The 13,636-nt window shown below is 45.2% G+C and carries 11 protein-coding genes and 4 tRNA genes; 5 read left to right on the top strand and 10 right to left on the bottom strand.

The window, feature by feature from the left end:
* The first annotated feature begins 54 nt into the window (after positions 1–54).
* The 3 genes from ACS8E3_RS01265 (at position 55) to ACS8E3_RS01255 (ending at position 1,212) form a co-directional block, all read left to right on the top strand.
* Positions 55–144: transfer RNA gene (locus tag ACS8E3_RS01265), tRNA-Ser, on the top strand.
* A 152-nt stretch (positions 145–296) separates the two neighbouring features.
* Positions 297–373: transfer RNA gene (locus ACS8E3_RS01260), tRNA-Arg, on the top strand.
* A gap of 257 nt (positions 374–630) precedes the next feature.
* Entirely contained in the window at positions 631–1,212 is a 582-nt protein-coding gene (locus ACS8E3_RS01255) for an RDD family protein (RefSeq protein WP_439240674.1), read from the top strand.
* Positions 1,213–1,286: 74 nt separating this feature from the next.
* Here ACS8E3_RS01255 and ACS8E3_RS01250 read toward each other — a convergent pair whose 3' ends face one another.
* From ACS8E3_RS01250 to ACS8E3_RS01205, 10 genes are all read right to left on the bottom strand, one after another.
* Positions 1,287–2,252: a calcium/sodium antiporter gene (locus ACS8E3_RS01250; protein WP_439240380.1), complete on the bottom strand. Its 966-nt coding sequence runs from the start codon at positions 2,250–2,252 to the stop codon at positions 1,287–1,289.
* A 231-nt stretch (positions 2,253–2,483) separates the two neighbouring features.
* The gene (gene panD, locus ACS8E3_RS01245) at positions 2,484–2,864 is read right to left on the bottom strand and encodes an aspartate 1-decarboxylase (protein WP_045443274.1); all 381 of its coding nucleotides are present in this window, start codon (positions 2,862–2,864) and stop codon (positions 2,484–2,486) included.
* Between the two features lie 127 nt (positions 2,865–2,991).
* The gene (gene pth / locus ACS8E3_RS01240) at positions 2,992–3,573 is read right to left on the bottom strand and encodes an aminoacyl-tRNA hydrolase (RefSeq protein ID WP_439240377.1); all 582 of its coding nucleotides are present in this window, start codon (positions 3,571–3,573) and stop codon (positions 2,992–2,994) included.
* Positions 3,574–3,777: 204 nt separating this feature from the next.
* On the bottom strand, positions 3,778–4,488 hold the full coding sequence (locus tag ACS8E3_RS01235) for a 50S ribosomal protein L25/general stress protein Ctc (protein ID WP_439240375.1): 711 nt from the start codon (positions 4,486–4,488) through the stop codon (positions 3,778–3,780).
* A gap of 375 nt (positions 4,489–4,863) precedes the next feature.
* Entirely contained in the window at positions 4,864–5,811 is a 948-nt protein-coding gene (locus ACS8E3_RS01230) for a ribose-phosphate pyrophosphokinase (RefSeq protein WP_439240373.1), read from the bottom strand.
* A gap of 118 nt (positions 5,812–5,929) precedes the next feature.
* Positions 5,930–6,005 (bottom strand) — tRNA-Gln (locus tag ACS8E3_RS01225).
* 223 nt (positions 6,006–6,228) lie between these two features.
* Positions 6,229–6,304, bottom strand: a tRNA-Gln gene (locus tag ACS8E3_RS01220).
* Positions 6,305–6,408: 104 nt separating this feature from the next.
* A complete protein-coding gene (gene ispE, locus ACS8E3_RS01215; protein ID WP_439240672.1) occupies positions 6,409–7,380 on the bottom strand; it encodes a 4-(cytidine 5'-diphospho)-2-C-methyl-D-erythritol kinase in 972 nt (323 codons plus the stop codon).
* Positions 7,381–7,411: 31 nt separating this feature from the next.
* A complete protein-coding gene (lolB, locus tag ACS8E3_RS01210; protein WP_439240371.1) occupies positions 7,412–8,074 on the bottom strand; it encodes a lipoprotein insertase outer membrane protein LolB in 663 nt (220 codons plus the stop codon).
* Between the two features lie 110 nt (positions 8,075–8,184).
* Positions 8,185–10,134 (bottom strand): tetratricopeptide repeat protein, encoded by a 1,950-nt coding sequence (locus tag ACS8E3_RS01205; RefSeq protein WP_439240369.1) that lies wholly within the window; start codon positions 10,132–10,134, stop codon positions 8,185–8,187.
* Between the two features lie 564 nt (positions 10,135–10,698).
* Between ACS8E3_RS01205 and hemA the strand changes: the two genes are divergently transcribed.
* The gene (gene hemA / locus ACS8E3_RS01200) at positions 10,699–12,108 is read left to right on the top strand and encodes a glutamyl-tRNA reductase (protein WP_439240367.1); all 1,410 of its coding nucleotides are present in this window, start codon (positions 10,699–10,701) and stop codon (positions 12,106–12,108) included.
* Between the two features lie 372 nt (positions 12,109–12,480).
* The gene (locus ACS8E3_RS01195; protein WP_439240365.1) at positions 12,481–13,623 is read left to right on the top strand and encodes an aminotransferase class V-fold PLP-dependent enzyme; all 1,143 of its coding nucleotides are present in this window, start codon (positions 12,481–12,483) and stop codon (positions 13,621–13,623) included.
* Positions 13,624–13,636: the final 13 nt, after the last annotated feature.

Genomic DNA, 13,636 nt, shown 5'->3' with positions numbered 1-13,636 from the left:
ACGTATCGTTAGCATCGATACCGTATTCTATACTATAGAAGTCTTATCTTGTTCGGTGAAGTGGGTGAGTGGCTGAAACCAGTTCCCTGCTAAGGAACCATACGTGTAAGCGTATCGAGGGTTCGAATCCCTCCTTCACCGCCATTTATTCGGTTTATTGTAGATAACTTAGATTAAATGCGAAAATAATCTTGTTTATATGAGCAAAGTTATTGACAACAGCGAAATTATCTATATAATGACCAACCTAATTTGCTACAAAAGTTATATACTGCGTAGTAGATGATGTGCAATAAGCGCCTGTAGCTCAGTTGGATAGAGCACTTGGCTACGAACTAAGGGGTCGGGAGTTCGAATCTCTCCAGGCGCACCATTTGCATTATCACTGTTTTAAAAGTTAGCACAGAACACCCTAAATCAATCGCCTGTCTTCTGACATTTGGCGGTTTTTTTGTGCTTGTTGGTTTTATCGCTATGGTTCTTAATATCTCTCATAGCTTTATGATAAACCTCTTAATTACGGTACAATAGGCTATCATTTGATGCCTGCTATGAGCTTAAGCTATGCCAAAGAGTAAAAAAAGAGCCACTGTCAAAACCAAAAGTCCACGCCGCCAAGCGTCTGCGCCTATGCCAGCGGTAGAAGAGCCTACTATCGCCAAACCAACCACTAGGCTTGCCGCTATCGTTTATGATGGCATGCTTATACTGGCCTTGCTCTTCTTAGTAGGGACGGTACTGACGGTGATAGGCACGCTACTGACTATGCAGACGGGTACAGAGTCCGCACAAGCCCGCTCACTACCTGTTTGGTATCAAAATATAGTGATGACGCCATCGTTTATCCTAACCTTAGTGGGTTTTTATGGACTGTTTTGGCGTCGCGGTGGCCAGACTTTAGGGATGCAGACTTGGCGACTAAAAACGGTCAATGACTCAGGCCATCTACTCACTTGGGGCCAGTCTTTTAAGCGAATTATGGCGGCAAGTTTAATGCCGCTGGTCTTCGGCGTTATCGGCAGCTTAATCGGTGGGTCACGCGCTATCATCTTGACTAGCGCGTTTTTGGGACTGGTGTTCAACTATGCTTTTTGTCTGTTCAATCGCCGCGGTCTGGCTGTGCAAGATATGATCTCTAATACTATCACCTTAAAGATGCCAAAGACTGAAAATGAGAGCTTATGGCGAGTGATTAGAAATCGTAAAGGCTAACCGTGTTTTTATATGCGACTTAAATGGCCAGCCGTTTATATTAATTAATCCTTTGTATTAGCCGACTGTTTGTATTAACTAACCGTCTGTATTAACCACACCGTATAACCGACAAAGAACAAGACTAAAGTGGCACCAGAGCTGCGGCCAAAGCTGCGTTTGGTGTTAAAAGCAAATAAACACATTACAAACAGCAGTATAGTGAGCAGCCCCATTGCCAATATATCGCGTGACAAAATAATGGCATTCGGAGTGATTGGCGCAATAAGTGCTGCAAGTCCGACGACGGCTAAGGTATTAAAAATATTAGAGCCGATAATATTGCCCAAAGCCATATCGTGCTCGCCCTTACGCGCCGCTGACAAGCTTGCAACGAGCTCTGGTAGGGATGTGCCAACAGCGACAATCGTCAGACCAATAATCAGCTCACTGAGGCCCCAAAACGTCGCCAGCTCTACTGCACCCCACACAATGGCACGTGAGCTTAATATCAGTACTAGCAAGCCTAGAAATAGCGCACCAATACCGCGGATAGCGCTCGTCTCTTCTGCACTCTCTAAAGCAGGATCATCTTCGTGCTCATGATTGCCTTCTCGTAGGCTTGAGACGATCTGAATAGCTAATATCAGCACCAACAGGACGATGAGGACAATACCGTCAGTATGACTCAAGATGCCATCGCTGAGCTGCTGTGCCGCGACTGCTGTCACTGATAATAGTAGCGGCATATCACGCTTGATGATGCTTTTGCGAATGATGATTGGGCTTATTAATACTGTCGCGCCAAGCACTAGCGCTATATTGATAATGTTGGAGCCGTAAGCATTACCTAAAGCCAGATCAGGGCTACCTTCCAACGCCGCTAGTACCGATACCACCATCTCGGGCGCGGAAGTACCAAGCCCCAAAATAATAACGCCGATCAAAAAGCTAGGAACGTTTAATTTATTGGCCAATACCACTGCGCCATCGATAAAGACATCCGCGCTCCATACCAAAATAGCTAGTCCTATCAGTACCGCAATCGTTGCTAACCACATCGTTGCAAAATCCTATTATTTAATAACTTGAGTGCTAAAATTTAGACAAAAAAAAGGCTGACCCACGAATGAGGTTCAGCCCTTATAATAACACGTGCTTAATTCATCATAAGAAAACCAAATTTAAATAGCTGACCGTTTGGTGTTATAAATATCGCCATGACATACCATTAATTATGGCAAAAAAGCCACAGCGATTAATAAATGCGAAGCTGAAGCGACTAATAAGCGCTATGCGACCTGCACCGGAATGATATTAGCAGTGTCTTTAACGGTATTGTCTTCGTTGCAGTACACTAGCTTGGGCTGGTAAGTAGCCGCTTCCACTTCATCAAAGTGCGCGTAGGCACAGATAATGACGATATCGCCTAAGTCTGCCATATGCGCTGCAGCCCCATTCAAGGAGATAATGCCAGAGCCTGCTTCCGCGCGAATCGCGTAAGTGCGAAAACGCTTACCGTTAGTGACATTATAGATATCAATCGATTCATTCTCGCGTAGGCCTGCCAGATCTAATAAGTCGCCATCGATACCACATGAGCCTTCATAGTGTAGCTCGGCATGGGTAACACGGGCACGGTGCAGTTTGCATTTGAGCATATTAAGTAGCATAAAGTGCTTCCTTAGGGTAACGAATATTAAAAACGAAACGAATGTTAAGAACAGATTAAATGAGCGAAATCAAAAGGTTAATGGGGACAGATGTGCAAAAATAAAAGGCTGGCGCAATTTTATAGCATTATTCTGGTAATTTAAAGCTATTGATTTGCGAGCGCGCCTTTTCGATATCACCGTCTAAGAGTAATGGTAGCGCTTCAAAAGCCGCCATTAACGCACTCTCAATAGCGATTTGCTCATTGGCAGCGGGCTTTGAGAGTACATGACCGGTAACTTTTGACTTATGGCCAGGATGACCGATACCAATACGCAAGCGATGAAAGTCATTACCGATATGCGGGGTAATATCGCGCAGACCATTATGACCGCCATGGCCGCCAGCGGTTTTGAGTTTAATGCTACCGGCGTCGATATCGAGCTCATCATGAGCGATAAGCAGCTCATCGTTGGCGATGTTATAGTAATTAACCATTGGTACTACGGACTGTCCCGATTTATTCATAAAGGTGAGCGGCAGTAGCAAACGTACATCATGACCGTGCACTTGTCCGCGACCAGTAACGCCATGGAACTTCTTATCCGGACTCAGAGTGATATTGAACTGATGAGCGATATGCTGTACAAACCAGAACCCAGCATTATGCCGCGTGAGCATATACTGCTCACCAGGATTGCCAAGACCAACGATGAGTTTTATCGCCATAATACACTCTGCCTAAAAAAGATAAATAAGCTCGATCTATAAAGCTAAATATAAATAGTCTAACAATAAATATTATTTGAATAACTTGCCACTAGCTTTTCAAATAATACTCACAAAAACAGCAGGAGATCTCAATCACCTGCTGTTTTTTATACCACAAACCTACTCATAGTCGAACTAGAGTAGGGGGTTACTAAAGAATAATTACTCAGCGTCTTTATCATCGCCATCTTTATCTTCAGCAGCTTCTTCACCTTCGCCGCCTTGCTCAGTGGCTGGTACTTCATCAGCATCCACTTCGTCTGCATCTTCGTCCACTTCTTCAAGCGTTGGTGGCAACATGTTGACGATAGTACGGTCATGCGCATCTTCCATATCAAGATCGAAGATAATGACGCCTTCAGGCAGCTCGATATCCGATAGACGGAAAAGATCACCGATCTCCATACCTGAAACATCAACTTCGAGGTATTCAGGAAGCTGTGAAGGTAGAGCAACGATTAGAACTTCAGAAACTGAAGTTGATAGAACGCCACCTTCTTTGGTACCAGGCGCTTCTTCACGGCCTGAGAAATGTACAGGGATGTTCATGTTGATTTTCTGGCCTTTAACAATGCGCTGGAAGTCAGCATGCATTGGGAAGCCTTTAGCAGGATGACGCTGCAAGTCTTTGATAACGACTTGGTGCTCATCGCCTTTGTCAGTAGTGATAGTCAAAACTTGCGAGAAAAACGCTTCGTACTCAAGCGACTTTACCATCTCGTTTAGTTTGATAGAGATAGCCGTTGGCTCCTCATTACCACCATAAATAATAGCGGGTACTAGATTCTGCTTACGTAGGCGGCGGCTCGCACCTTTACCTTGTTGTTCAGCAGAGCGGTCAACCGCGTTAATTGCAAAATGATCAATAGCCATGGATATAATCCTATAGAGTGTATGTGAAGTATCTACCAATATTAGAGACTTGCGACCAGTCTACTACTGGATAATTGATACTTTAAAAAGTGCTGAGTGAACTACCTATATCTATAAAATTCATCTGTAAAACTATAGATAATAAACAATGAGCAGCACAGGCGCGCATTATACGTGTTTTTGTCGCAATAATAAAGGGTTGAAAAGATTATAAAAATTATTAGGTGAATGAAAAAAAGCTCATTTTGTTAATTTGAGATCTAAAAACCATAACAAAGAATAGCAACCAAGAATTTTAAAGCAAAAAAAAGCGCTAAAGGGTTACTTTAGCGCTAATTTTCAACATTAGAGATTCAATTTAAATAGCGAGCAAACTTAAGCATCGAACATAGCGCTGATTGACTCTTCGTTATTAATACGGCGCAGACTCTCAGCGAGCATCGGCGCGATAGAGACTTGGCGAATTTTGCTACACGCTTTGGCTGCGTCCGATAAGGGGATAGTATCCGTTACTACGATCTCATCTAGCTCTGAATCACTGATATTTTTTAGCGCATTGCCAGATAGTACCGGATGCGTAATATAAGCCAATACTCGGCGCGCGCCGCTTTCTTTGAGTGCTACCGCCGCTTTGCATAGAGTACCTGCGGTATCGACCATATCATCAACGATGACACAATCACGGTCACGGACGTCACCGATGATATGCATCACTTGTGATTCGTTAGCGCGGGCGCGGCGTTTATCGATAATTGCTAGATCGGCGTCGCCTAGTTGCTTTGCCATCGCGCGGGCACGCACTACGCCGCCCACGTCTGGTGAGACTACCATGATATTATCATAGTCGTGCTTGAGTAGTTCGTTCAATAATACTGGCGTACCGTAGATGTTATCCACTGGAATATCAAAGAAACCCTGAATCTGATCCGAGTGTAAATCGACCGTCATCACCCGATCGATGCTGACGATGTTTAGCATATCGGCAACGACTTTGGCTGAGATAGGTACACGGGCTGAGCGTGGACGACGATCTTGACGGGCATAACCAAAGTAGGGCATAACTGCGGTAATACGGCCGGCACTTGAGCGACGTAGCGCATCGGCCATCATCATAATTTCCATCAAGTTGTCATTGGTCGGTGCACAAGTCGGCTGCATGATAAACACGTCCTTACCGCGCACGTGTTCTTTAATTTCTACAGCGATTTCGCCATCAGAAAAACGGGTGATGTCAGCTTTCCCAAGCGGGATATGGAGATGATCGGCTACGGTTTTCGCAAGTTCAGGGTGGGCATTACCCGTAAAAATCGCCAAATAAGGCATGACAAAGTCCTATTGAGTGACTCAAGCAGTGACCGCTAAGCAGTGTCAAACTGCTCAAATATAGAAAAGAGTGGGTAGTAAAAATTTACAGAAGATGAAATAACGTAATTACAGAAAATGGCAGGGGTAGCTGGACTCGAACCAACGGATGTCAGGATCAAAACCTGATGCCTTACCAACTTGGCTATACCCCTGTAATGCTCGGTATCATAGCAGCTATCGCTACACTTACCTAACGTGTCATCCTTACGAGTTTACACTCTTGGCGATGACCGAACTTTACGGTGTTCGTTGCGAACTATACCGAAAATACGAAGGTGTTGTCAATTGTTATCACTGACAGCAAGATCACATTAGCGATCATAACTGACTATCAATGCTTAACTCACATGATAAACAATCAGGACAAACAAAAAATGGCAGGGGTAGCTGGACTCGAACCAACGGATGTCAGGATCAAAACCTGATGCCTTACCAACTTGGCTATACCCCTATTGTGGCGACCTATTATAAGTAAATTTTCAGATTTTGCAAGACTTTTCGGCGTTTTCTTTGGATTATTAGTAATAAGACTAGTTGTTATGTCTCATTTTTCGATTATAAGCTGTTAACCAGATAAGCATGGCAAGGCGCATCTGCCACCCACTTCGCTAACAGCGCTTTATCGTCAATCACACTCTCATCTAAAGGCAAAAACACCGCGCTTCCCGAACCGGTCATCCGTGCTGTGCCTAACGCATGCGACTCTAAATTCTGTAAATAACTCAAAGCTTCTTCAACCGCAGCAGCCAGACTCGTCACTACCGGGGTAAAGACATTGTCATAAGGCGGATTTAGATTTTGCAGATAATCCTGACATTGATTAGTAATAGTTTCAGTAGATAAAGGCGCAATGTCACGGCGTAGTTTAGGATGAGCAAACAGCTCAGCAGTATTGACATGAGCGTTTGGCGTTAAGATAAGGTAGTGTTGATCAGGTAGGTCAATAGCGGTTAATTCTTCGCCAATACCTGTCGCAATGGCATCTTGGCCAAAGATAAAAATCGGTACATCAGCGCCAATAGTGGTGGCTATTTGTATCAGCTTATCTTGACCCAAAGCAAACTGCCAAAGCTCATTTAAGGTAAGCAGCGTAGTAGCAGCATTGGAGGAACCGCCACCTAACCCTGCGCCCATGGGCAATTTTTTCTCAATAGCGATGTTGATAGCTGGCAAGAATTGGGGCAGTTTTTCTATCGAAATAATATGAGATAGCAGAGCTTTTGCGGCTTTAAAGATTAGATTTTCTTCTAGGTTTTCAGTAATGCTATCTGCGCCCGTAAGGCTGATTAACTTTTGGGCAAGAGCAGTAGCTTGCTGGTCGACATAAGCATCACTTTGGGTTACTTTACTAATACTTACTATTTCCGTCGGCAAAAAATGCAAATAATCGCCCCAATCGAGCAAGCGAAAAACCGTTTGCAGATTATGATAACCATCAGCACGCTTGCCAACGATATGCAAAAACAGATTGATTTTTGCCGGTGACAAGCGTCTGATAGTAGCCTGAGAAGTTAGAGAGTTTTGCATAGAGTTTTGGCTCATTATCAGCTCTATCTGCTTAGCGGCTTAGATGATTAATGGTCATCACCACTTTTTGGCCTTGTGGCTGAGTGGCGATAATTTTATTCGGTAGTTTTTCATTACCGTCATAAGCGAATTTAGCGCTCCAGTTACCGTTGACTGAGCTTACTAAACGGTTTTGATTATCCGTTTGTGGCGCAGTGTCCGACGGTGCGGAGCGTCCTGATATCCAGTAAGGCATTTGCGAAATAGGCGCTTGCCAGCCCGTGGCTTTCTGTAATAACGCTTCCGGATCTTCAGCGCTAAGGCTGCCGGTTTTTTCGCTAACTAGAGTCGCGGTTTGACCATCATATTCGATATTGGTTTTGCCAATGCCCAGCGCGCCCATGAGCTCAATAGCGAAGCGATTATCTTCTTGTCCCCAAGTATAAAAAGCGCTACCGCCTTGCGTGCCAGCATTGCTATCAGCAGTAGAAGAAGGCGCAGAAGGCATTGTCACACCGATTTTACCATTAATAGTGAAGCTCTCAAGCTTCTGCGCTTGCAAGGTAGGCGTGGTAGTAGCGCTAGCTTGCGAGCTAGGTATGGATTGACAACCAGCGCTCAATAATACAGCACTAACCACGGTCGCTAGTAAAGCTGGTTTTTTTAAATTTTTATTATTTTTAACTGACAACGCTGTGGATAAAATTTTCGACATAAATTCTTCCTTAAAAAAAGCAACTCAAAAAGAGTCGCTCAGCATACAATAATTAATAAGTCTAAAATCAATCAGTCTAAACTGAAGATGTTACTCGATTATGGAGTATGTTAGTAAAGTTGAATACGATCATTGACGTTTTGTTGACCAAAAGCAAAGCGCTGCTGCAAGTCAGCCAATAGCGCGGCGACTTTTTTGTTATTCTCCAGCCCTTGATACGCTCGCAGCAATAGCACGCCTGAGCGTAGTGTTGGCAGTACATCATAAGGCGTCTGTAGATAGTCAATAACTTGCGTGAAGTTGTCATTAGCTAGAGCATTACTAGCTAATACATTCAGCGCTTGCAGATGTAGCTCATTATCATAACGCGGATCATCATAGCGAATTTGAATGATAGTTTGCGCTAGATCTAAGCCTTGAGTAGAATTGCGATCATTGGCTAACAACAGCTGTGCGTAGCTGAGCTGATACGATAAGTTATTCGGATTGAGCGTTTGTAGATGGTTGAGCAAAGTGCGCTTCACCACATAATCATTGCGATCATCGAGCAATTGTACCCGCGCAAATAGTATCGCTTCGCTATCAGGATACTTGCGACTGGCACGGCTCAGTAGCTCTAGCGCTTCATCAGCCTCACCTTGCTGCCACAAAATATCGGCCTGAAGCACAAAGGTTTCAGGCGCGAATACCTCAAAATCCTCACGCAGATTGCGTAAGGTTGCTATCGCCGCATTAGTATTATCTGCTAACAGCTCAAGTTCTATCACTTTTTTACGCGCGGCGAGTACTAAGTCCTCTTGCATGACACTGTTTAGATAGCTTTTTGCTTGCTCAAAACGCTGTTGGCGCTCGGCACTGATGCCTAAATAATAATAGGCTTGATCCAAATAAGTAGGAGTTTTTGCTAAAGTATTCAGCAGCTGATCGGCACTAGGATATTCTTGAATATCCAAACTGACTAACGCGGCCAATAAAGTAATCTCAGGATCATCCGTGAAGCGGCTATGCGCCTCCAAAAGTAGTTCCCAAGCCGACACGCTTTGTTTTAAATCGAGCAAGTAGCGAATCTCATAAAGGTACAGACTTTTGCTATCAGGATTACGTAAGCGCGCTTGGCTGACGTAACTAACCACCGTTTGCGCTGGTTCAATCTTGCGTAAGATATCCGCTTTTAGAGTAATAAAAGGCACGTAGTCAGGCTGGGTCGCTAGCGCGCGCTCGATATGAATAAGAGCAGCTTCGGGTTCATCAAATTGATAGAGCAAGCCCGCTTTGAGGACAGAGATCGAGGCATTTTGCTCGCTATCGATAGGCTGCAGGGCGGCTAATAACTCGCGTCTGTCCGCATCAGTGCTCGGATAGATACCAATAAGGATCTCGCTTAAGTCAGCGCGAGGATCATAGCGAAGAATACGATTGAGAGTCTCGCCTGCCAGAGCATAGTCATGAGCTTTTAGGGCCAAATGCGCCACATAAAACCAAGCAGGCACATGGTCTGGGTTCTGTTCTTGCCAGTTTCTAGCAAAGGCTAAGGACTCATCAACGGCTTCATAGTCTAACGATAAGCTTAAGGCACGTTCAAACACCGCGGTCGCATCTCTTTTGAAGGCTTGCTGCTTATAAAGCGTCAGGCCCCGCTCAATATCGCTGCGATCCGCTGCAAACTCAGCATCTAATAAAGCGTAGAGACTAGGCTCATCTTCAAAGTCTGTGAGCTCACGCTCGTCAGTCGCTAAGCTTAAATTATCGCTCTTAAGCTTAGCGGTAGGGGTAGCCTGATTGCTAGAGCTGTTGTTATCGCTAACCGAATCAGCAACAACGGAGGCTGATAGTGAGCGATACGGTTTCCATAGTTTCAATAGCGGATCGAGCACATCTGCTTGAGCAGAAGTAGATAGGCACAAACAAGTCGCCAACACTAAAGCTAGCTTTCGCTGTTGCCGTAGACGCCGTATCATCGAGCGCAATAACGCCTGAATACGAGACTGCTCTCGATAATCAAGGCTTAAAGCGGCGTCCGGCGTAGATCTTGCTTGAAACACTAATCCAAAAAACATCATAACTGATGATCATTACCTATAAGTCCGCGCAGTATTGAGTCATTATAAGAGGCTAGATTAATCCTAAACAATAGCACTCTTGTTATCTTATACATAAGATACTGATTATAAGAATACCACAAACCTGAGCGCAAAAAGCAATTCGCCGCCTAAGCGGTAGCGTGCGTTAACCCATTCATTCTAAGGCTATAAATTACTATTAGGAGCTGATTGGAGCGCAGGTTAAGTGAAAGGAGCGATCAGTTAAGGCTATGGGTTAAAACTTGCGGTTGAGTTGATTTTTTCTGATAAGCCCAGATAGAGTATAAGCTGCCCACGCATTCTTTGAGTAATGATGGGTCGCTATTAAATAAAGCAGATAACAATGGTACAATAGCTAGCTTTATATTATCACCATTGCTATGAGCGGCTATAGGTCACTCGGTAGTTTGCTTAAATCAACAACGCGGCCTCCATCATCTGCGCTTATATCAAAGCGTGATGGGCCGGCTTTTGCTTTTTATCACGACGCCACTCACTGGTTTGAGCTCAGTCAGTAAACGTTATGCTTATGGTCAATCAATAATGAGATTAGTGGTCATTGGGGTCAATCACAAAACTGCACCAGTCGCTTTGCGTGAGCGCTTGGCACTTGTGGGCGCTGATGTAAATATTGCGCTTGAGCAATTAGAGCAGTTCACTGATGGCAGCATTATTGTCTCAACCTGCAATCGCACAGAAATCTATGCCTTAGTCCCTGAAAAAACAGCTCCTGAAATAACATCAGGACAAGTTAATGATGTCACGCCAACGCGCGCTTCCGCTAGTATAACTGCTGCCAATAAAGCGGCTAATTCTAATAACAGCTCTAGCGTTTCGCCAGCTGCCGTCAGCGCTCATATTCTAAAAATAAAAAACTGGCTTGCGGAGTTTAAGCAATTACCGCTTAGCGAGGTAGATCCCTACCTTTATGTGCACCGCGATGTTCATGCTTTAACCCATTGGCTTAGAGTAGCCGCCGGACTTGACTCGATGATATTGGGTGAGCCGCAAATATTAGGCCAAATAAAACAAGCGGTGCATCTAGCGCAAGATGAAAAGGTACTCAATAATCAACTGGGCTGGATCGTCGATCAAGTATTTGCAGCGGCAAAACGCGTACGCAACGAGACCCATGTCGGCGCCCAAGCGGTGTCGCTTGGCTTTGCCGCGGCGAAACTAGTCACCCAGATATTTGATGATTTTGCGAAGCGTACGCTGTTAGTCGTGGCGGCCGGCGAGATGAACCGCCTAGTCGCGACGCATATCGCAGGGCTTGGTGTCGGGCGTATCATTATCTGTAACCGTAGCCCAGAGCGCGCCGAAGCCTTAGCTGCCGAGCTGCGGCAGCCGGGCCGTAGCGTCGAGGTGCAGCCCTTAGACGCTTTACCGCAGCTACTGAGCGAGGCGGATGTTGTCAGTAGCTGTAGCGGTAGCATGAACCTGCTAATTGATAAAACCATGACCGTGCAGGCGCTTAAGCGCCGCCGTTATCAGCCGATGCTGATGGTCGACTTAGCCGTACCACGTGATATAGATTCCACTATCAGTCAGATGGACGATATCTATTTGTACTCTGTCGATGATCTGCAACACGTCATCGCCGGTAACCTTGAGCAGCGTAGACAAGCGGCGGTTGACGCGGAGCTACTCGTCAGTCAGTTAGTGGTTGAGATGGAGCAGCGCTTTGCGGTGCGCAAGGTAGGCCGTGATATCGAGCAGTATCGTAATCGCACGCACACGCAAGTGGACAAAATCCTATCTGAGTCCATCGCTAGACTAGAAAATGGTGAGGTCAATGCCGAAGAGGTCATCACTGAGCTGTCTCGACGCCTCACGCAGACACTCACGCATGCACCCTCAAAATTAATGCGCAAAGCGGCTAGTGAAGGCGATAGTGCGCTGTTAGACTTTGTGGTGTCAGGGTTACATGATGCCTATCGCAATAAAGGTTAAATAAGGTCAAGATACAAGGGCGCAGTAGGTGGACAAACGCTAATCTAAGCCTTCAATAGAACCCCTAGCAGACTATTGCCAGTGTGGCACAACAGTGATAATATCAAGTGACATCGCCTATATTATGCACGCGCTCTGTACACACAGTTAGCCTTGCATAAACCCAGATAGCTCACCTGTAGTATCTCTGGCCTGTAGTACCTCTGGTAATATCTACCAACGGCAATAGCGCTAGGATAAAGCGCTATATCGTCTATTCTAATTTACATTTTTTTGAGTTGAAACTTAACCGTCTCAGCCCTTACTATTGTCTCAATAACGCAATTTGTCTTAACAACACAATCTAAATAATCTAAAAACAAGGAGTGTCTCATGCCTGCATTACGCCAAGATATCGATCCAAACGGTCTATTAGAGTATTCGGTGGTCTATACTGATCGCGCCCTTAATCACATGTCACAAGTCTTTCAGCAAGTGATGAATGATTTATCTAGCGACCTAAAATCCGTCTATAACGCTGATGCTGTCGCCATAGTTCCAGGTTCTGGTACTTATGGTATGGAAGCGGTTGCCAATCAGCTAGCCAAAGATCAAGACTGCTTAATCATTCGTAACGGTATGTTTAGCTATCGCTGGACGCAAATTTTAGAAAAAGGCAATCTTGCTAAATCCTCTACTGTTCTAAACGCTCATCGCGAAGATAGCGATACGCCAAAACCTTTTGCACCAGTGGATATCGATGAAGCGGTCGCTAAAATAAAAGAGCATAAACCTGCGGTCGTATTTGCTCCGCACGTTGAAACCTCAGCGGGTATGATTTTACCTAATGATTATATCAAAGCTTTGAGCGACGCCACTCATAGCGTTGGCGGCTTACTGGTTATTGACTGTATTGCCTCAGGTTGTGTCTGGCTTGATATGAAAGAGCTTGGCATTGACGTGCTGATTAGCGCCCCGCAAAAAGGTTGGAGCAGCACGCCTTGTGCCGGTCTGGTAATGATGAGTGCCGCAGCTACCAAGCGCGTAGAAAACACAGAATCTAATAGCTTTAGTCTGGATTTAAAGAAGTGGTTAGAGATTATGCGCGCGTATGAGAATGGCGGTCACGCTTATCATGCCACTATGCCAACCGATAGTCTACGTCAGTTCCGTGATGCGATTAATGAGGCCAAAGCAGTTGGCTTAGATGAGCTCTTTGATGCACAGTGGGAGCTGGGTAACCGTATTCGCGAAGTACTACAAGCCAAAGGCATTGAGAGCGTCGCGGCTGAAGGCTTCAAAGCCCCAGGCGTCGTGGTATGCTACACCGACCGTGATGATATGCATAAAGGTAGTGCCTTTGCCGAAGCTGGCGTACAGATTGCCGCTGGCGTGCCTTTGAAAGTGGGCGAGCCTGACAGCTTCAAAACCTTCCGTTTAGGTCTGTTCGGCTTAGATAAATTGACCGATATTGATGGGGCGGTACAGCGTTTTGAAACTGCTCTTGAGCAAGTATTGGCAGAGCAATCTGCTTAATAGCTACTTTGGC

The sequence above is a fragment of the Psychrobacter sp. 2Y5 genome (assembly GCF_051847375.1).
GTDB lineage: Bacteria > Pseudomonadota > Gammaproteobacteria > Pseudomonadales > Moraxellaceae > Psychrobacter.
This window is presented reverse-complemented; position numbering and strand designations above follow the sequence as displayed.

What these genes read in the sequence shown, in the direction of transcription:
- ACS8E3_RS01255 (WP_439240674.1), top strand. Translation starts at nt 631, where the DNA reads ATGCCAGCGGTAGAAGAGCCTACTATCGCCAAACCAACCACTAGGCTT.
- ACS8E3_RS01195 (WP_439240365.1), top strand. Translation starts at nt 12,481, where the DNA reads ATGCCTGCATTACGCCAAGATATCGATCCAAACGGTCTATTAGAGTAT.
- ACS8E3_RS01205 (WP_439240369.1), bottom strand. Translation starts at nt 10,134, where the DNA reads ATGATGTTTTTTGGATTAGTGTTTCAAGCAAGATCTACGCCGGACGCC.
- ACS8E3_RS01235 (WP_439240375.1), bottom strand. Translation starts at nt 4,488, where the DNA reads ATGGCTATTGATCATTTTGCAATTAACGCGGTTGACCGCTCTGCTGAA.
- panD (WP_045443274.1), bottom strand. Translation starts at nt 2,864, where the DNA reads ATGCTACTTAATATGCTCAAATGCAAACTGCACCGTGCCCGTGTTACC.
- lolB (WP_439240371.1), bottom strand. Translation starts at nt 8,074, where the DNA reads ATGTCGAAAATTTTATCCACAGCGTTGTCAGTTAAAAATAATAAAAAT.
- ACS8E3_RS01250 (WP_439240380.1), bottom strand. Translation starts at nt 2,252, where the DNA reads ATGTGGTTAGCAACGATTGCGGTACTGATAGGACTAGCTATTTTGGTA.
- pth (WP_439240377.1), bottom strand. Translation starts at nt 3,573, where the DNA reads ATGGCGATAAAACTCATCGTTGGTCTTGGCAATCCTGGTGAGCAGTAT.
- ACS8E3_RS01230 (WP_439240373.1), bottom strand. Translation starts at nt 5,811, where the DNA reads ATGCCTTATTTGGCGATTTTTACGGGTAATGCCCACCCTGAACTTGCG.
- ispE (WP_439240672.1), bottom strand. Translation starts at nt 7,380, where the DNA reads ATGCAAAACTCTCTAACTTCTCAGGCTACTATCAGACGCTTGTCACCG.
- hemA (WP_439240367.1), top strand. Translation starts at nt 10,699, where the DNA reads ATGAGATTAGTGGTCATTGGGGTCAATCACAAAACTGCACCAGTCGCT.